We start from the raw sequence: 17,136 nt of genomic DNA, 5'->3' as shown, positions 1-17,136 counted from the left end.
GTGCGGTGACGGCCGGCGTGCGGCCGTGGCGGTGGCTCGGTCAGAAGCCCCGGAGTTTGGTGGGGCGGATGCGCACGGGGACGGAGTAGCGGGCGGCGAACGCCTCGGGGGTGCCGCTCAGCCGTGCGATGCCCTCCCGGTACTTGTCCAGGTAGGGCGGGTGCTCGGAGGCGGCGGGATGGTCGGTGAGGATCTGCGCGTGGCCGGTGAGCACGACGATGTCCCCGCCCTGGCCGTTGGAGTCGAAGTGGAGGGAGACCCGGGGGCTGCGCCGGATGTGGGCGAGCCGGTGCGCGTCGGCCTGGGTGTAGGTCAGGACGGCGCCGCCCTCGGCGTCGTCCTCCCAGACGAACCAGACGGGGTTGGGCTGGGGCGTGCCGTCCCGGCCGACGGTGGTCAGCCAGACGACGGGCTCGGTCCGCAGCCGCCGGTGCGCGCGCCGGCCGAGGTCGGTCGACTCCGGGATGGTGTCGTTGTCCATGGTCGTGTGCTCCTTCGCCGGACGCGGTTCAGACGTTGCTGACGATCTTGTTGACGGTGACGCGCACCGTGACCAGCTCGCCCAGGTCGGCGGCGGACTCGGGATGGGCGTCCCGGTAGCCACGGCCGTGGTACTTGAAGGACAGCCGGTCGAGAAGCCGCCGGCCGCCGGTCGGCTCCAGCGTCGCGACGCCCTTGAGCACGGCGCTGGTGTAGGGGGCCTCGGGCGGGTTGACCAGTACGCTCACGCGGGGGTCGCGGCTCAGGTTCTTGTGCTTGCGGCTGTCGGCGGCGGCGACGAACAGCAGGTCGGAGCCGTCGCGCCCGATCCAGACCACGGACTGCTGCGGGGTGCCGTCGGGGTTGATGGTGGCCACCGTGGCGAAGACGGGGGCGTCCAGGACCCGTACGAGACGCGGGTCCGGCTCGATCGTGGGAGCGGAGGTCATGTGATCACTATGGCAAGCCGGAACCGTTCGGTCCAGTGAATGGTTTCGACGGAAATTCGTTAGTGAATATGATGAATTGCATGATCTCAGAGCCCGGCGGCCTGCGCCGAGGTCCCTCCGCTCGCATGGCCTAGGCGAGTGGGGATTGCCGTGCAGGCTGGTAGTCAGGGCTGACAACGGCGTCGCGTCCAACGGTGGCGCATCCGGGAGGCGGCCATGGAGGTCCGAGAGATCAGGGTGTTCCTGGTGCTGGCCGAAGCACTGCACTTCGGCCGGGTGGGGAGCGGCTCCGCCTGTCCCCGACACGGATCAGCCAGACGCTCCAGGCGATGGAACGCCAGATCGGCGGGCGGCCGGTGGACCGCACCAGCCGCAGGGTCCGGCTCACCCCGCTGGGCGAGCGCCTGCGCGACGGGCTGCTGCCGGTGTACGACGAGCTGAACCGGGTGGTCGAGGAGGCGCGGAGCGCGGCGGGAGGGGTGACCGGCGAGCTGCGGCTGGGGTTGTACAGCCAGTTGGTCGGGGGCCCCGCGATCGCCGAGATCATCCGGTCGTACGAGGAACGCCACCCCGGCGGCAGGGTGGTGATCAGGGACCCCTCGGTGGCGCGGGGGCTGGAGGAGCTGCGCCGCGGCGACCTGGAGCTGGTGGCGAGCTGGCTGCCGCTCGGCTGCCCCGACATGGCCGTCGGGCCGGTCCTCACCTGTGAGGACCGGGTGCTGGCCGTGCGGGGCGCGCCCACCTGGAGGATCTGGCGGACTGCGCCGTCATCGCGAGGCCCGGCCTCCCCGCACCGGCCCGTGACATGCTCGTTCCCCGCGTCACCCCCGCCGGGAACCCGATCGCGCGGCGCGGCCGGGTGGACAACGCGGTGGAGGCCCTGACCCTGGTCGCGCGGGGCGCGGTGGTCCACCCCACCGTCGCCTCCGCCGCCGTGTACATGCCCTTTCCCGGGGTGACCCACGTTCCCCTCCGGGGCCTGCCACCGGCCCGGAGCGCCCTGGTGTGGCGGGCGGGCGGGCGCGGAGGCCGGGGCGATCCACGCCTTCGCCCGGGTGGCACGCGGGACGGTCCGCCCCCCCGGAGGGTGAAGCGCGGCTTCACACTGGCATGAGCGGAACGCCGTTGATCGGCCCCCGGCCCGGGCGGCACCGTGGGAGGGCGGAAACGGACACGCGCGAGGGCGGCGGGATGGGCGCACAGACGGAACCGGTGTCACCGAGGATCGAGATCCCGCGTGACCCCGCGGTGGCGGCGGAGGTGGCCGCGCTGGTCAACCGGGTGTACGCCGCGGCGGAGGAAGGGCTGTGGCGGGCGGGCGCCGCTCGCATCACGCCCCCCGAGGTCGCCGGGCTGGTCCGCCAGGGGGAGATCGTCGTGGCGCGCCTGGACGGCCGGATCGTCGGCTGCGTCCGCGTGCGGGCGCTGGACGAACGGGTCGGGGGGTTCGGCATGCTGGCCGCCGACCCGGCCCATCGCGGTCACGGCGTCGGACGGCGGCTCGTCGACTTCGCCGAGCGGCTGAGCCGAGAACGCGGACTGACCACCATGCGCCTGGAACCGCTGGTCCCCACGCGGCGGCCCCACCCGGGCAAGCAGGCGCTTCACGCCTGGTACACGCGCCTCGGCTATCGCGTGACCCGCGACGGCGCCATCGAGGAGCAGTACCCGGAGCTGGCGGCGCTGCTGGCCGTGCCCTGCGACCACGTCATCTACCACAAGGACCTGGGCCGAGCCTGAAACGACCGGGCTCCCGTCTCCCCGGGACCCCCTTGACCGGGGTCGCCATGTTTGTCAGTTTTCCCTGTTGAATCCCTTCGGTGAGGGAGAGAGGCGTGCGGCTGTCCGGCTGGAGTGGTGCGGGGCTCGTCACGTTGTGCCTGGTGGCGGCGGGAGGCGTCAGTGCCTGCGGTGGTGCGGGTGGCGACCGGCTGGCCGAGGGCAGGATCGTCATCGGGATGCGGTACGACCAGCCGGGGCTGGCGTTGAAGGGGCCCGGCGGGCGCTTCACGGGCTTCGACATCGACGTGGCCACCTACGTCGCCGACCGGCTCGGGGTCAGGCCCGGCGGCATCACCTGGAAGGAGGCGGTGTCGGCCGAACGGGAGAACCTGCTGGTGCGCGGGGACGTGGACCTGGTGGTGGCCACCTACACCATCACCCTCCAGCGCAAGCAGAAGGTCGACTTCGCCGGGCCCTACTTCCTGGCCCACCAGGATCTGCTGGTACGCGCCGACGACGCCTCCGTCACCTCGGCGACCGACCTGAACTCCAGGAAGCTGTGCTCCACGACCGGGTCCACCTCGGCGCAGAACGTGAAACGCCGCCTAGCGCCCAGAGCCGACCTCCAGGAGTTCCGCACCATCACCGAGTGCCTGACCGGGCTGGAGAACAGGGAGGTCGACGCGATGACCAACGACGACGCCAACCTGGCCGGTTTCACCGCCCAGCCCCAGCACCGGGGCAAGTTCCGCCTGGTCGGGCTCAGGCTCAGCGACGAGCGCTACGGCATCGGGATCAGGAAGGGCAGGGCCGAGCTGCGCCGGAAGGTCAACGAGGCGTTGGCCCGGATGACCAGGGACGGCTCCTGGCGGCGGTCCGCCGAACGCCATTTCGGCCCCGCCGGATACCGGTACGAGCCGCCTCCGCCGATCACCGAGACCGGCTGAGCGCGTCCGCGGTGGCGACCGTGACGGACCTCCCCGACCTGGGAGCCTATGACCTCCCGGCCGCGTTCGGGGTGACGCTGCGGCTGGCGGTCTACTCCGCCGCCGGGTCGCTGGTGTGGGGGACCGTGCTGGCCGGGCTGCGGGTCGGTCCGGTGCCCTCCATGCGGGCGTTCGCGGCGGTCTATGTGACGGTGCTGCGCAACACGCCGCTGACCGTGATCATCGTGGCCGCCTCGCTGGGGTTCCACCAGACCCTGGGGGTGACCCTGGGCGGCGAGACCGCCAAGCAGGCCGGGTTCCGGCTGGCGGTGCTGGGGCTGGCCGCCTACACCGCCACGTTCGTGTGCGAGTCCCTGCGCGCCGGGATCAACAGCGTGCCCGCCGGGCAGGCCGAGGCCGCCCGCGCCCTGGGCATGAGCTTCACCCAGGTCCTCGGGCTGGTGGTGCTGCCGCAGGCGTTCCGCGCGATGATCGCGCCACTGGCCACCGTGCTGATGTCCCTGACCAAGAACACCAGCGTGGCCGCCGCGATCGGCGTGGGCGAGGCGGCCCTGCTGATGAAGGAGATGATCGAGAACGAGAGCCACGCGGTGTTCGCGGTCTTCGCGGTGTTCGCCTTCGGGTTCGTCTGCCTGACCCTGCCGATGGGGCTGCTGGCCGGATGGGTCGGCCGGCGCGTGGCGGTCCGCCGATGAGCGCGGCGGCACGATGAACCGGGGCCGATGAACGAGGGCGGGGCGCTGTGGGACGCCCCGGGGCCGCGCGCCCGCCGCCGCAGCCGGCTGTGCGGTCTGCTGTTCGTCACCGCCCTGGCGGCGGCGGGCTGGTGGGTCCTGGCGGCACTGGCCGGCAGGAACCAGCTCACCGCGCAGAAATGGCGGCCGTTCGTCGACGACGCGCGGGTGTGGACCGAGTTCCTGCTGCCCGGCCTGGGCAACACCCTCACCGCCGCCGCACTGGCGATGCTGGCCGCGTTGCCGCTGGGGGTGTCGCTGGCCATCGCGCGGCTGTCGCGGCGCGGCTGGATCGCCGGCCCCGCCGGAGCCCTGGTCGACGTGCTGCGGGCGATCCCGGTGCTGATGCTGATGCTGCTGTGCAACCAGGCCTACGCCCTGTTCACCCCGCTCGCGCCGGAGCGGCGGCCGCTGGTGGCGGTGGTGAGCGCGCTGGCGCTGTTCAACGCCGCCGTCCTCACCGAGATCATCCGGGCCGGGATCCTGGCCCTGCCCCGGGGCCAGAGCGACGCCGCCCACTCTCTCGGCCTGCGCAAGCACCAGGTCATGACGCGGATCCTGCTCCCGCAGGCGATCACCGCGATGCTCCCGGCACTGGTCGCGCAACTGGTGGTGCTGGTCAAGGACACCGCCCTGGGCGGAGAGATGCTCGGCTTCGGCGAGCTCCTCCAGCAGACCCGGGTGATCACCGCCAACTACGGCGCCAACACCATCGCCACCCTCACCGTCGTGGCCCTGCTCTTCATCGCGGTCAACCTGGTGCCCACCCGGGCCGCCGGCGCCCTCGAACGCCGCCTCCGGCGAGGCCGCCGGACCACCGGGACCAGGGCGGGCGCCACCACGGAAACAGGTGAGCAGGTGCTCATGCCGCTTGCCGCCTCTCCCCGCGACCGTCACCGCTGACGGCTCCCGCAGCCGTCCGCCGCGGAGGGGCGTTCACATGCGGTGAGGGCGGATGGCGACGCCCAGGATGTGGGGCGAGGGGGGAAGCGGGGGGCGGGTGTCGGGCCAGTTGAGGTGGTGGAGCCGGTCGTAGCGGAACCCGGCGCGCTGGATGGCGGCCTGGGTGTCGGGGGCCAGGTGGCACCCGCCGTTGAGCAGGGGCCAGACGGTGGCGTCCAGGGCCCGCTGCACGCGGCGCAGGCCCGGGGTCCGGGCGGGGACGTGCTCGAAGAAGTGCAGCCTGCCCCCGGGGCGCAGGACGCGGAACATCTCGGCCAGCGCGGCGTGCCGGTCGCCCACCGAGCACAGCACCAGGCAGGCCACGACGGCGTCGAAGCTCTCGTCGGGGACCTCCAGGCGTTCGGCGACGCCGTCGACGACCCGGACGGGGACGGGGGCCTGGCGGGCGGCGGCGTCGGCCAGGCGGCGCAGGTGGGGTTCGGGCTCCACGGCCAGGACCCGGGTGACCCCGGTGGGGTAGTGGGCGAAGTTGGCGCCGGCCCCGGCGCCGACCTCCAGCACGTGCCCGGCGGCGGCCCGCAGGAGGGTCCGGCGGTGCTCGGCGACGCCCTGCTCCATGGCCGGGCTGAGACGGCCGTAGCAGCGGGCGAACAGCCGGTGCCGCCGCCGGGTGGCGTTGGTGGTCGCGTTCATCGTCGCGCCTCCGCGGGGTCGTGGCGGGGTCGTGGTGGGGTCGTGGTGGGCCCGTGGCGGGCACTACCCTCCAAGCAAGGAGGCTACGACATAGTGAAGCGAATTCACAATGAATCTGGTGCGGATTCCGGGGAGAGCGGGCACGCGCTGGAGAAGCTGTTCACCCTGGCGGTCGTGACGCACCGGTACATGGAACGGGGGCTGGCCGCGCGGGGACTGTCGCGGGCGCGGGCCACGGTTCTGTGGAACCTGCACGGCGGCGGACCGATGACGCAGCGGGCGCTGGCCACCGCGATCGGGGTGACGCCGCGGAACGTGACCGGCCTGGTCGACGCGCTGGAGGCCGACGGGTTCGTGGCGCGCGGCCCGCACCCCGAGGACCGCCGGGCGACGCTGGTGGCGCTGACCGACAAGGGCCGGGCGACCGTACGCGGGCTGCGCGCCGAGTACGACCAGGGCGCCGCCCGCCTGTTCGCCGGCGTGCCGGACGGGGACCTGGCCGCGTTCGTGGCCACCGCGGACCACCTGATCACGCGGATCGGGCGGGAGGACCCCTGACGGGAGCCCCGGTCGCGCCGGAGGCGGCTCAGGGCCGGGGCCGCCAGGGCGAGGCCGGGTCGGTGGCGCGGGCGGCCGCGCTCACGCGCAGGGCGTAGGCCGGGCGGTCGGTGCCGGAGCCGGTGAGCGGCCCGAGATAGGTATGTCCGGTCAGATGGCACCAGGCGGCCAGGTCCAGCGGCGCGGCCGGATCGGTGGCGATCAGGTGCACCAGGGTCCCGGCCGGCAGCGCCTCCAGCCTGCCCCGCAGCTCCAGCAGGAGCCGCACGCAGGAGCGGTCACCGCCGTCGATGACGACCGGTTCGGCCGGCGGGGCGCTCATGCCGGACCGGTGACGATGGACAGGGCCCCTCCGACCCGCGCGCACGCGTGGCGCGTCCGCGCCTTCGGCGGCTGTTCGACCGGCGTCACAGCTCCCACCCTCGACCTCCAGTGTTCTTCGGGACAGCGTAGGGCCGCGCGAGGGCCGCGCGAGGGCCGCGCCCCCTGCCGCCCTGTCGGCGGCAGGAGGCGTGTGGACCGGGCCGTCCTCGGCTCAAACGCGCGCGGTCGCGTTCCCGATGGCCTCCACGACGCTGGCGATGCCGTCGGCGCCGTGCCCGGCGGCGGCCGCGCGGTCCAGCAACGCCTTGACGAGTTCCGGGACGTCGGTGCGCACGCCCAGGGCGGCGCTCGTGTGGACCAGGTGCTCCATCGCCGCGGCGTGCACCTCCACGGTGCCGTCGTCGTCGGGGTACTCGCCCTTCGCGACCTGGCGGGCGTGCTCGGTCATCAGCGAGGTGACGAACGGCATGTGCCCGGTCGCCACGGCGGCGAACTCCTCGGGGGCGACGCCCTCCGCGCCGGTCAGCGCGACGGCGTGGTGGAAGCCCGCGAGCGCCCCCCAGGCCAGGCCGAACAGGGCGGTGTCGTACACGGCGGCCAGGCCGGGGTCGGCGCCCAGGTGGACGGCCTGGCCGAGGCTGCGCAGGACCGGCCGGTGCGTGGCGAAGACGTCCGGGTCGCCGCTGAAGACGAACAGCGCCTCGGGCCGCCCGACCAGCCGGGTCCCGCTCATGGCGGCGCCGTCCAGGTAGCCCGCGCCGATGCCGCCGGCCATCCGGCGGGCTTCCTGCGGGGTGCCGGAGGTCAGGTTCACCAGGACGCGTCCTCGCAGGTCGGCGCCCGCGAGCAGGTCCGTCACGACCCCGTAGTCCGGCAGGCAGACCACCACCAGCGGACTGGCGGCGATCGCCCCGGCGAGGGTGTCCGCGCGCGCCGCGCCCCGCGCGGCGAGGGCCTCGGCCTTGGCCGGGGTGCGGTTCCAGACGGTGGTGCGATGCCCGGCGGCGAGGAACGCCTGAGCCAGCCGGGCGCCCATCTGGCCCAGTCCGACCACCGACACCGCGGACCGTTCGCGCTCTTCGTTCTCGAACATGGTGGGGTCTCCGTTCAGAATGAAACGTTACGTAACGTTTCACTCGAAGTATCGAGTCCTCCCCGTGCCCGCGTCAAGAACGTTACGTAACGTTTCATTCGTGCTAGGCTCCGGGACGTGCCCGAAGCAACCCCCCGTCGTACGGCCCGCTCCCGGGACGCGATCCTGCGGGCGGCGCTCGACCTGTGCGCCGAGCAGGGTTACGCGACCGTCACCATGGAGGCGATCGCCGCCCGCGCGCGGGTGGGGAAGCCGACCGTGTACCGCTGGTGGCCGAGCAAGAACGCGGTGTTCCTCGACACGCTCCAGGAGTCGTGGGCCGAGTCCGTGGTGCCCCTGCCCGACACCGGCGACATCATCACCGACCTGCGGAACTGGCTGCACAGGTTCGTCGACACCCTCAACGACCCCCTCCTGCGCCCGATCATCGTCGGCATCCTCGGGGCCGCCCAGCACGACCCCGCGCTCAAGGCCGCGATCCGGGAACGGTTCCACGTCCCCTTCCGCGCCGCCAACCAGGTGCGCGTCATCGCCGCGCAGGAGGCGGGGCAGTTGCCCCGCCTCGCTCCCGAACTCCTCGAAGACTCGCTGGTCGCACCGCTGTGGTACCGCCTGCTGGTCAGCGACGAACCCTTCGACCACGCCGACGCCGACGCCATCCTGGCCCACGCCCTCCACCGGAACTGCGGCGGACCGTCCCCAGGGGAGCGGGCCTGGGGCGTTTCTGATGGATCTTGAGAAGTCCCGGCGGACGGCACTGCCGTGACCGGCGTGACAGCGGATCCGCTGGAGGCGATCCGCGACACTGCTGCGGGACCTGCGGGATGATCCTGGTGATCCATCAGAAGCGCCCTAGATCCTGTCTCGAAGTGGACCCGGCCAGGCATGCGAGCGCGTTACCTGACCTGCGGGCCCGACGCCGCAGGCGAGGGCCCGCAGGTCAGATCGCGAAGCGATGTCGCGCTCGCCAAGCCCTGGTGAGGTGTGAGCCCCCCGGGCGAGCGCCGTGGGCCAGGGCTTGGAAACACGGCCCAGGGCGAGCGCCGCGACGACGAGGGCTAGGGCAGCCCGCGATAGGCGAGCCGCACCCCGGCGAACCAGTCGTCGATCCGCATCAGGGCCAGCAACCCGGTGACGCGGTGCCCGTAGGCGGGCGCGGAACGCCCGGTCCGGACGGCGGCGTGATCATCGGATCGCGTGGTCGCCTGGCGGGGGTTCGTCGGTGGTGGTGTCGTGGTGGCCATCAGGGGGGTCAGCAGGACCATGCTCATGACGGCCATCGCCATCGCGGCACCGGCGATCCGCCGGGAGGCCCTCTCGCATCGGGCGGACAGGTCGCGGGGGACGCTGGTGGGACGGCGGCGAGGGCTCATGGTGGTGCCTTCCGTGCGGACGGGCGTTTGACGCCTCCAGGGTCGGCGGGACCGGTCACCTGCCGGTATCGCCTCGGTCACTCACGGTTGTGGGATGGTGGGCGGGTGGGGTTCGTCTTCAACGTCCTGGGACCGCTGGAAGTGCTGTCGGACGGGGTGCCGGTGGAGATCACCGCGTCCCGGCACCGCGCGCTGGTGGCGGCGCTGGTGCTCGACGGCAACCGCGTGGTGCCGGTGGAGTCCCTGATCGGCAGGGTCTGGGGCGACCGGCCGCCGCACGGCGCGCGCAACGCCCTGAAGAACTACGTGCTGCGGGTGCGGCGGCGGCTGGGGGAGCCGTCGCCGCTGCTGTCGCACGCCCAGGGCTACCTGATGCGGGTCGATCCCGGGGCGCTGGACCTGGACCGCTTCGAGACGCTGGTGAGCCGCGCCGAGACCGCCGACCGGCCCGCCGAGGCCGCCGACCTGCTCCGCCAGGCCCTGGGGCTGTGGCGCGGCGCGCCGGTGCCGGAGCTCGGCTCCGAGCCGTTGCGCGAGCAGGTGCAGGCGCGGTGGGCCGAACGCCGCCTGTGCGCGGTGGAGGCGCGCATCGACGCCGAGCTGGCCTTGGGACGGTACGCCGATGTCCTGGCCGAACTGCGGGAACTGACCGCCGAACACCCCCTGCGCGAGCGGTTGTGGGGGCAGCTGATGCTGGCGCTGTACCGGTCGGGCCGTCCGGGCGAGGCGCTGGAGTGCTACCACCGGGTCGCCGCGCTGCTGGCCGAGGAGCTGGGCGTGGACCCGGGCCCGGAGCTGCGGGACCTGCACCAGCGGATCCTGGTCACCGACCCCGCCCTGGGGGCGGGCGGCCGCCTGGACAGGCTGCGGGTGGCGGGGAACCTGCCGGCCGAGACCACCTCGTTCGTGGGGCGCGGGCCGCAGCTGCGGCAGGCGGCGCACCTGCTGGGCCGGGCCCGCCTGGTGACCATGACGGGCGCGGGCGGGGCGGGCAAGACCCGGCTGGCGCTGCGGGCCGCGGCGCGGGCCGCGCCGGCGTTCCCCGACGGCGCGTGGTGGGCCGACCTGAGCGCGCTCACCGAACCGGGACTGCTGGCGCTGGCGGTGGCCGAGGCGCTGGGCATCCGCGACCAGTCGGCACGCGGCTGGACGCGGGTGCTGGCGGACCATCTGCGCGACCGCCGGCTGCTGCTGGTCCTGGACAACTGCGAGCATCTGGTGCCGGAGGTCACCGCGCTGGTCACCGCCCTGCTCCCGGCCGCCGGCGGCCTGGTGGTGCTGGCCACCAGCCGGCACCGCCTGGGACTGGCCGGCGAGCACGTCCTGCCGGTGCCCGCCCTGACCGAGGCCGAGGCGGTGGAGCTGTTCGCGCAGCGCGGCCGGGCCTCGGCGCCGGACTTCCGCGTCGACCCGCGCAACCGGGACGCCGTCGACCGGCTGTGCCGCCGGCTCGACCGGATCCCGCTGGCCATCGAGCTGGCCGCCGTCCGGATGGACACGCTGTCGGTCACGCAGATCAGCGACCGGCTCGACGACCGCTTCGAGCTGCTGTCGGACGGCGGCGACCCCCGCCGGACCCTGCGCGGCGTGCTGGAGTGGAGCCACGGGCTGTGCACCCGCCCCGAACAGGCGCTGTGGGCGCGGCTGTCGGTGTTCGCCGGAGGCTTCGACCTGGCGGCGGCCGAAGCGGTGTGCGCCGACCCCACCGGCTGCGCCGACCCCGCCGGTCGGCACCGGGTGCTCGACCTGCTGAGCGGCCTGGTCCGCAAGTCCCTGCTGACCGCCGACACCGGCACCGACCCGGCGCGGTACCGGATGCTGGAGACCGTCCGCCAGTACGGGCACGAGCGGCTGCGCCGGCTCGGGCAGGAGACCGCGCTGCGCGTCCGGCACCGCGACCACTTCCTGGAGGTCGCCGCGCGGGCCGCGGCGCAGTGGTGCGGGCCGCGCGACCACCAGTGGCTCTCGATGCTGCTCCAGGACCTGCCGAACCTGCGCGCGGCCATGGAGTTCTCCCTCGCCGAACCCGGCCACGCGCCGTTCGGGCTGCGGCTGGCGGTGGACCTGAGCCGCGCGCAGCTGTGGCTGTTCGGCGCCACCCCGGCCGAGGGGCGCCGCTGGCTGGAGCGCGCGCTGGCCGCCCAGACCGGTCCGCCGTGCCCGGCGCGGGCGAGGGCGGCGGCGTTCGTCACCTGGCTGGCGCTGTGCCAGGGCGACCGGGACGGCGCCGACGCCGCCCTGGCGGCCTGCCGGGGCCTGGACGACGGGTCCCCCGGGTCCTCGGCCGCCAGGGCGGTGGCCGAGGGCGCGCACACCCTGCTGGCCCTGGGCGACCCCCGCTCGATCGCACTGCTGGCCGACGCGCGCGGCCACTTCCGCCGCGCGGGCCAGATGGGGGAGCAGCACTGGGCCACCCTGCTGTGGACCATGGCCGCGGCGTTCCTCGGCGACCGGGACCGCGCCCTGCACGCCGCCCGGGAGTACCTCGCCGAGGCCGACCACCACGGCGGGCGCTGGACGCGCTCGTGGGCGCGGTGGGGGATGGGGCTGGCCCAGATGCGCCACGGCGACCGCGACCTCGCCACCCGGCTGATCCAGGAGGCGATAGCCGGGCAGCGCGAGCTGGACGACACCTGGTCGCCCACCTGGGGCGTGGAGCTCCTCGCCTGGAACCTCTGCCTGACCGGCGAGACCGAACGCGCCGCGCTCCTGCTCGGCGCCGCCCACCGGCTGCGGCGGTCGCTGGGCGTCACCCTCTACGGGCCGTTCCTGAAAGCCCACGACGACACCGTGCGGCACCTGCGCCAGGTGCTGGGCGAGGCCGCCTACTCCGCCGCCCACCGGCGGGGAGCCACCGCGTCGGACCCGCTGGAGCTGGCGTTGGGGACCTGAGCGCGGCGGATCCGCGGGCTCACTCGCCGTGCTGCTCCCGCTGGGCCCGCCACCAGTCGGCGGCGCGGGCGATGTCGGGGCCGGAGGTCCACAGGTCGGCGGGGTCGTCGGGCATCAGGCGCTCGCGGAACCGCCCGAGGTGGCCCGAGCGGCGGCCGCTGACACTGAGGTGCCTCCACTCCAGCGTGCCCGACGTCTCCCTCTCGTGCCGCGTGGCGTCGAGCAGCTCGACGACGTCGGCGGGCAGGCCCGGCTCGTCCGGTCGAAGCCGCAGCGCCGGCCGGACGGAGCCGTGCTCGTCGCCGTACAGGATCCCCACCGCGTTGGCGGTGGTGATGCCGGCCCGTCCGGCCAGTTCCCGCGCGATCCCGGCGTCGGCGGGCGGGGGGCCGTTCTCGGCCCGCAGCCGCTCCAGGCGGCGCAGGAACTCCGGGCTGAACCGGCTCTGGGGAACGACGGCGACAGGGGGCGCGCGGTCCGGGAGCCGGGCCGGGCGGAAGCGGCCGTCCGGTGAGAACTCGACGGCCACGAACAGGTCCCGCCACAGGCTCCGGCCGCTCACCGTCATCAGCGCGCCGCCGGGGGTCCGCCACAGCTGGAGGTGGGAGTGGTCGGGCCCGCCGAACGACCGGTCGAACCAGAGCACCCGCCAGCGTCCGCTGCCATCGCCCAGCGGGGTGTTCGCCCGGGCCCGCAGATCGTCCAGGGCCCATTCGCGGTGAGGGGTCCACGGCCACAGCCACGACAGCGCGAGGCCGATCACGTCCTCGACCCCCTCGCCGATCGTGTCGGTCGCGTCGAACCGGTCGAACGTGCGCAGGAGCACCGGTTCCGGCGGCTCCGGGCCGTCCGCCGCGGCCGCGACGAGATGTTCGCAGACCAGCCGGAGCGACACCACCGGCCGCAGGTGGCGGGTCGGCAGGTCGGGGACGGTCTCCAGGAGCGGGGACAGAGGCGGGCGGGGTGGCGGCTCCTGCCCGGTCAGCAGCGAGTGTTCGATGAACAGGCACCGCGCCGCGCGTTCCAGGCGCTCGGCCACCGCGTGGGCGAGGGCGGGCGCGGTGATCTCGGGCAGCAGCTCCGCGACGAACCCTCCGCTCCGGATGTGCCGCACGCCGGAGGACCTGGGCAGTACGGGCGCCATCAGGCGCCGGACGGCCTCCCGGTCCAGCGACCGCAGCCAGGCCGAACCGGCCGGGTCCACGGCGTCCCGCGCGTCCCACGCGGCGGGCGGGGGGACCTCCGCCTGCCGCGGGGTGAAGGCCGTGGTGAGGATCTCGGCGCCGTCCGGCGCGGTCACGGTGATCACGCCGTCGCGGAGCCGCACGGTGTTCCGCTCGGTGGCGCCGGGGAAGGTGACCTCGCCGGTGCCGGGCGCCTCGGGGCGGGCCGCGCGGGAACCGGGCTCCAGCGTCAGCACGTCGCCCGTCGGCCCCTCCACCAGGAACGTCTGCCAGCGGCCGCCGGGACGCTGGCGTGACACGTACCAGGATGTGCCGTCGTACCAGGGCATCAGGTCGGCCGGGCAGGAACCGAGGGGGAGCTTCCAGGCGCCGCCCCGCCCGTCCGACGCCACGGCCTCGCCGTCGTTCCGGACGGTCACGTACGCGCGGTGCTGCAGTATGGACCGGGTGCCGCGCCTCCGTCCGGCGTCGTGCGACGGCGGCACCGCCCGGATGCCGATCTCCTCCGGGATGCCGGTGCGCAGTTCCGCCAGCAGCGTGTCCACGGGGTCGCCGATGCTCAGCCCGCTCAGGAACCCCGGATCGCGCCGCAGGAACGCCGAACCCTTCTCGGCCAGCCAGGACAGGCCCCGGTCGAGGCGGGACAGGCCGCCGGACTCCAGATCCGCCCGCAGGGTCGCGCGCAGCTCGGCGTCGGGCGCCTCGTACCAGGGGGCGGGCGTGGGCGGGACCGCCGCCGGGTCGGTGCCGGACGGCGGCTCGCCGGCACGCGGGAACAGGTGCCCCTCGCCCTGGTCGGCGAGACGGAGCAGCGTGGCGGCCGGGCAGCGGCGGCCGGTGGTGGCGAACCACTCCGGCGGGAGGCGGGCCCCGGCTCCCGCGTCGGCGAGGATCTCCAGCCACCGGTGCCGGGTCTCGTCCGCGGGCGGGTCGGGCTCGGCCGCGACCAGCAGGTCCAGCAGCCCGCCGTCCCGGGTCGCGACGGCGGCCAGCGCGGGCGCGGCGGCCGCCCAGATCGTCGGCGGGGCGCCGGGCAGCAGACCGTCGCGCAGCAGGCGGGTGGCGAGGAACGCGTCCTCGTCGTCCTTCGCGAGCCCCGCCGCGGCGGCCAGCCTCCGCAGGTCGGGGAAGATGCGGGCGTAGGGGATCAGGCCGGCGGCGAAACCCGCGCAGACCACCGCGCGGAAGCGGGCGTGCGCCTCGTCGGGCGGGAAGCGCGCGCTCAGGGCGCCGGCGTGGTCGCGCAGCACGGTCGGGGCGACCACCCCCGCCGGGACGAGTTCGAGCAGCACCCCGTGCAGGCGCTCGACGTCGGAGGCCCCCTCCTCCTTCCCGGTCTTCCACGCCTGGGTGAACGCCCACGTCGCGACCTCGACCGAAACCTCGGCGAGCGCGCGGCAGGCCTGTTCGTAGAAGGCGATCCGTTCCGCGGGCGGAAGCGGGGACGCCAGCTTCCGCAGGCCGGACTTGAGCTTGCGAGGATGGTCGGTGGAGGCTCCGGCGACCAGGGCTGCCAGTTCGGGGGTCACGATGATCGATTATGTCGGCTCCGGGAAGCGGGCGGCGAAGCGCCACCGTCCCGCGATTCTTCCGCGACGATGTCGAACCGGGCGGTGGGCCGTTCGTCTAGAGGGTGAATCCGGCTCACCCCACGATCTCTCCAGGAGCAGACGATGAGCTCGTCCCCGAACCCCGAACCCGCGGTCTCCGAGCGGGCGTCCACCCCGGTGCTGAACACGATCGACATCGTCGTGTCGGACCTGCGGGCCGCGATCGCCTTCTACGCCCGCCTGGGCCTGGACTTCCGCGTCGATCCCACCTATCCCGACCACGCCGGCTGCGACCTGCCCGGCGGGCTGCACCTGATGCTGGACACCGAGAAGTTCCGGGCCTCGGTCCACCAGGAGGCGGGCTGGGACCGCCCGACCGGCGACCCGCGCACGTTCCTGGCCTTCCAGCTGCCCGCCCCCGAGGCGGTCGACGCCGCCTACGCCGACCTCACCGGCGCCGGGCACCGCGGGGTCCAGCCGCCGTGGAACGCCTTCTGGGGCATGCGGTACGCCACCGTGGCCGACCCCGACGGCAACGGCGTCGACCTGTACTGCCCCCTGCCCGCCGACCAGCACGACGCCCGGTAGCCGACCGGTCCCGCTTCCGCACCGAGGAGGAGACACGTTGAAATACGTGCTGATGTTCGCCGAGACCGAAGAGTTCGCCCGGCACCTGGCCGCGATGAGCGAGAGCGAACGCCAGGAGGAGTTCGCGCGGGTCGGCGAGTGGTTCGCCGAGCACGCCGCCCACATCACCCACCACAGCCGCCTGCAGCCTCCCCACACCGCCACCACCGTCCGTCTCACCGGCGACCAGGCGGTGGTGACCGACGGGCCGTTCGTGGAGGGCAAGGAGGTGGTGTCCGGCTTCGCCGAGCTCGACGTGGCCGACCTGGACCAGGCGCTGGCCATCGCCGCCGCGTGGCCCGGCTGCCCGGTCGTCGAGATCCGCCCGCTCGTCTGAGGCCCCGCGGCCGATGGACCACGGGCGGGAGCGGGCGCACGGTGAGCTGACCCGCGTGCTACGCGAGCACGCGGGGCGGCTCACCGCCTCCCTGGTGCACGTCCTCGGCGACTTCGCCGCCGCCGAGGACGTGGTCGCCGACGCCGTCGAGACCGCCCTGCGCCGCTGGCCGGTCGACGGCGTCCCCGACCGTCCCGACGCCTGGCTGCTGACCGTCGCCCGCCGCCGGGGCCTGGACGTCCTGCGCCGCCGGACGGTCTACCGCGACAAGCTCGCCCAGCTGGACTGGCCGCCACGCAGCGACCCCGACGACCGCCTGAGACTGGTCTTCGTCTGCTGCCACCCGGCCCTGCCGCGGGCCGCGCAGATCGCGCTCACCCTGCGCGCGGTGTGCGGGCTGACCACCGCCCAGATCGCCGCCGCGTTCCTGGTCCCCGAGGCCACCGTGGCCCAGCGCCTCACCCGCGCCAAACGCAAGATCGCCGAGGCGGGCATCCCCTACCGCGTCCCCTCCGACGCCGAGCTGCCGGATCGCCTGGACCAGGTCCTGGCGGTGGTGTACCTGCTGTTCAACGAGGGCTACCTGACCAGCGGCGGCGACCGTTCCCAGGCCCGCGACCTGGCCGACGACGCCGAATGGCTGGCCGCCCAGCTGGCCTGGCTGATGCCCCGCCGGGCCGAGGTCCTCGGCCTGCTGGCGCTGATCCGCCTGCACCAGGCCCGCGCCGACGCCCGCTTCACCCCCGGCGGCGAGCTGGTCCTGCTGCGCGACCAGGACCGCGGCCGCTGGGACCGCGCCGCCATCGCCGAGGCGGTCGCCCTGCTGGAACGCGCCGCCGCGCTGCGGCGCCCCGGGCCCTACCAGCTCCAGGCCGCCATCGTCGCGGTCCACGCCGAGGCCCCCGCCTGGGAGGCCACCGACTGGTTCCAGATCACCGTCCTGTACGACATGCTGCTGGCCCTGGCGCCCTCCCCGGTCCACCGCCTGAACCGCGCCATCGCCCTCGGCCACACCCCGCCGCCCCACGGCGGGCCGGCCGCCGCGCTGGCCGCGCTGGACGCCCTCACCCCCGCCGACCGGCGGGCCCTGGAGCGCTACCCCCTGCTGCACGCCACGCGCGCCGAACTCCTGCGCGCCCTGGACCGGCCCCGGGCCGCCCGCGCCGCCGACCGGCGCGCCCTGGAACTGGCGACCAACCCCGCCCAGCAGGCCCTGCTCCGCCAACGTCTGACCTGGGATTGACGGATCACGCAACCGGCATATCATGCC

18 protein-coding genes are annotated in these 17,136 nt (G+C 74.5%); 11 read left to right on the top strand and 7 right to left on the bottom strand.

Features of this window, described 5'->3' with window-relative positions:
- Window positions 1-40 precede the first annotated feature (40 nt).
- Window positions 41-481 carry a TIGR03667 family PPOX class F420-dependent oxidoreductase gene (locus HNR61_RS25115; protein ID WP_182845603.1) on the bottom strand — a complete coding sequence of 147 codons (441 nt, stop codon included), beginning with the start codon at window positions 479-481 and terminating at the stop codon, window positions 41-43.
- 28 nt (window positions 482-509) lie between these two features.
- The gene (locus tag HNR61_RS25110; protein WP_182845602.1) at window positions 510-929 is read right to left on the bottom strand and encodes a PPOX class F420-dependent oxidoreductase; all 420 of its coding nucleotides are present in this window, start codon (window positions 927-929) and stop codon (window positions 510-512) included.
- Between the two features lie 194 nt (window positions 930-1,123).
- Between HNR61_RS25110 and HNR61_RS25105 the strand changes: the two genes are divergently transcribed.
- From HNR61_RS25105 to HNR61_RS25085, 5 genes are all read left to right on the top strand, one after another.
- Window positions 1,124-1,813 (top strand): LysR family transcriptional regulator, encoded by a 690-nt coding sequence (locus HNR61_RS25105; RefSeq protein WP_182845601.1) that lies wholly within the window; start codon window positions 1,124-1,126, stop codon window positions 1,811-1,813.
- A gap of 307 nt (window positions 1,814-2,120) precedes the next feature.
- Window positions 2,121-2,669: a GNAT family N-acetyltransferase gene (locus HNR61_RS25100; RefSeq protein WP_182845600.1), complete on the top strand. Its 549-nt coding sequence runs from the start codon at window positions 2,121-2,123 to the stop codon at window positions 2,667-2,669.
- A gap of 80 nt (window positions 2,670-2,749) precedes the next feature.
- On the top strand, window positions 2,750-3,598 hold the full coding sequence (locus tag HNR61_RS25095; RefSeq protein WP_220509739.1) for a glutamate ABC transporter substrate-binding protein: 849 nt from the start codon (window positions 2,750-2,752) through the stop codon (window positions 3,596-3,598).
- 20 nt (window positions 3,599-3,618) lie between these two features.
- The gene (locus HNR61_RS25090; protein WP_182845599.1) at window positions 3,619-4,293 is read left to right on the top strand and encodes an amino acid ABC transporter permease; all 675 of its coding nucleotides are present in this window, start codon (window positions 3,619-3,621) and stop codon (window positions 4,291-4,293) included.
- A gap of 27 nt (window positions 4,294-4,320) precedes the next feature.
- Entirely contained in the window at window positions 4,321-5,235 is a 915-nt protein-coding gene (locus HNR61_RS25085) for an amino acid ABC transporter permease (protein ID WP_182845598.1), read from the top strand.
- 33 nt (window positions 5,236-5,268) lie between these two features.
- Here the strand turns inward: HNR61_RS25085 and HNR61_RS25080 are convergent, their stop codons facing one another.
- Window positions 5,269-5,928: a class I SAM-dependent methyltransferase gene (locus HNR61_RS25080; protein WP_182845597.1), complete on the bottom strand. Its 660-nt coding sequence runs from the start codon at window positions 5,926-5,928 to the stop codon at window positions 5,269-5,271.
- Window positions 5,929-6,021: 93 nt separating this feature from the next.
- Between HNR61_RS25080 and HNR61_RS25075 the strand changes: the two genes are divergently transcribed.
- Window positions 6,022-6,486: a MarR family winged helix-turn-helix transcriptional regulator gene (locus HNR61_RS25075; RefSeq protein ID WP_312898086.1), complete on the top strand. Its 465-nt coding sequence runs from the start codon at window positions 6,022-6,024 to the stop codon at window positions 6,484-6,486.
- A 28-nt stretch (window positions 6,487-6,514) separates the two neighbouring features.
- Here the strand turns inward: HNR61_RS25075 and HNR61_RS25070 are convergent, their stop codons facing one another.
- Together HNR61_RS25070 and HNR61_RS25065 are read right to left on the bottom strand one after the other, a co-directional pair.
- Window positions 6,515-6,808 carry a sulfurtransferase TusA family protein gene (locus tag HNR61_RS25070; RefSeq protein ID WP_182845596.1) on the bottom strand — a complete coding sequence of 98 codons (294 nt, stop codon included), beginning with the start codon at window positions 6,806-6,808 and terminating at the stop codon, window positions 6,515-6,517.
- A gap of 213 nt (window positions 6,809-7,021) precedes the next feature.
- Window positions 7,022-7,903 (bottom strand): NAD(P)-dependent oxidoreductase, encoded by an 882-nt coding sequence (locus HNR61_RS25065; RefSeq protein ID WP_182845595.1) that lies wholly within the window; start codon window positions 7,901-7,903, stop codon window positions 7,022-7,024.
- A gap of 117 nt (window positions 7,904-8,020) precedes the next feature.
- Here HNR61_RS25065 and HNR61_RS25060 point away from each other — a divergent pair, with 117 nt between their 5' ends.
- The gene (locus tag HNR61_RS25060; RefSeq protein ID WP_312898085.1) at window positions 8,021-8,641 is read left to right on the top strand and encodes a TetR/AcrR family transcriptional regulator; all 621 of its coding nucleotides are present in this window, start codon (window positions 8,021-8,023) and stop codon (window positions 8,639-8,641) included.
- Window positions 8,642-8,961: 320 nt separating this feature from the next.
- Here HNR61_RS25060 and HNR61_RS48180 read toward each other — a convergent pair whose 3' ends face one another.
- Entirely contained in the window at window positions 8,962-9,276 is a 315-nt protein-coding gene (locus HNR61_RS48180; RefSeq protein ID WP_182845594.1) for a hypothetical protein, read from the bottom strand.
- 105 nt (window positions 9,277-9,381) lie between these two features.
- Here HNR61_RS48180 and HNR61_RS25050 point away from each other — a divergent pair, with 105 nt between their 5' ends.
- Window positions 9,382-12,168 carry an AfsR/SARP family transcriptional regulator gene (locus tag HNR61_RS25050; RefSeq protein ID WP_182845593.1) on the top strand — a complete coding sequence of 929 codons (2,787 nt, stop codon included), beginning with the start codon at window positions 9,382-9,384 and terminating at the stop codon, window positions 12,166-12,168.
- Between the two features lie 19 nt (window positions 12,169-12,187).
- On the opposite strand, the gene HNR61_RS25045 is transcribed toward HNR61_RS25050, so the two are convergent.
- Complete coding sequence (locus HNR61_RS25045; protein WP_182845592.1) at window positions 12,188-14,881, bottom strand: hypothetical protein; 2,694 nt, start codon at window positions 14,879-14,881, stop codon at window positions 12,188-12,190.
- Between the two features lie 144 nt (window positions 14,882-15,025).
- On the opposite strand from HNR61_RS25045, the gene HNR61_RS25040 reads away from it, so the two are divergent.
- From HNR61_RS25040 to HNR61_RS25030, 3 genes are read left to right on the top strand one after another with little or no spacing between them, the layout of a single operon-like run.
- Window positions 15,026-15,490 (top strand): VOC family protein, encoded by a 465-nt coding sequence (locus tag HNR61_RS25040; RefSeq protein WP_182845591.1) that lies wholly within the window; start codon window positions 15,026-15,028, stop codon window positions 15,488-15,490.
- 46 nt (window positions 15,491-15,536) lie between these two features.
- On the top strand, window positions 15,537-15,866 hold the full coding sequence (locus HNR61_RS25035) for a YciI family protein (protein ID WP_312898088.1): 330 nt from the start codon (window positions 15,537-15,539) through the stop codon (window positions 15,864-15,866).
- Window positions 15,867-15,879: 13 nt separating this feature from the next.
- A complete protein-coding gene (locus tag HNR61_RS25030) occupies window positions 15,880-17,109 on the top strand; it encodes an RNA polymerase sigma factor (RefSeq protein ID WP_182845589.1) in 1,230 nt (409 codons plus the stop codon).
- Window positions 17,110-17,136 lie beyond the last annotated feature (27 nt).

Source organism: Actinomadura kijaniata (genome assembly GCF_014138665.1).
GTDB classification, from domain to species: domain Bacteria; phylum Actinomycetota; class Actinomycetes; order Streptosporangiales; family Streptosporangiaceae; genus Spirillospora; species Spirillospora kijaniata.
The sequence above is the reverse complement of the archived record's forward strand: the minus strand, read 5'-3'. Positions and strand labels throughout refer to the sequence as shown.

What these genes read in the sequence shown, in the direction of transcription:
- HNR61_RS25040 (WP_182845591.1), top strand. Translation starts at nt 15,026, where the DNA reads ATGAGCTCGTCCCCGAACCCCGAACCCGCGGTCTCCGAGCGGGCGTCC.
- HNR61_RS25070 (WP_182845596.1), bottom strand. Translation starts at nt 6,808, where the DNA reads ATGAGCGCCCCGCCGGCCGAACCGGTCGTCATCGACGGCGGTGACCGC.
- HNR61_RS25080 (WP_182845597.1), bottom strand. Translation starts at nt 5,928, where the DNA reads ATGAACGCGACCACCAACGCCACCCGGCGGCGGCACCGGCTGTTCGCC.
- HNR61_RS25065 (WP_182845595.1), bottom strand. Translation starts at nt 7,903, where the DNA reads ATGTTCGAGAACGAAGAGCGCGAACGGTCCGCGGTGTCGGTGGTCGGA.
- HNR61_RS25085 (WP_182845598.1), top strand. Translation starts at nt 4,321, where the DNA reads ATGAACGAGGGCGGGGCGCTGTGGGACGCCCCGGGGCCGCGCGCCCGC.
- HNR61_RS25115 (WP_182845603.1), bottom strand. Translation starts at nt 481, where the DNA reads ATGGACAACGACACCATCCCGGAGTCGACCGACCTCGGCCGGCGCGCG.
- HNR61_RS25100 (WP_182845600.1), top strand. Translation starts at nt 2,121, where the DNA reads ATGGGCGCACAGACGGAACCGGTGTCACCGAGGATCGAGATCCCGCGT.
- HNR61_RS25030 (WP_182845589.1), top strand. Translation starts at nt 15,880, where the DNA reads ATGGACCACGGGCGGGAGCGGGCGCACGGTGAGCTGACCCGCGTGCTA.
- HNR61_RS25110 (WP_182845602.1), bottom strand. Translation starts at nt 929, where the DNA reads ATGACCTCCGCTCCCACGATCGAGCCGGACCCGCGTCTCGTACGGGTC.
- HNR61_RS48180 (WP_182845594.1), bottom strand. Translation starts at nt 9,276, where the DNA reads ATGAGCCCTCGCCGCCGTCCCACCAGCGTCCCCCGCGACCTGTCCGCC.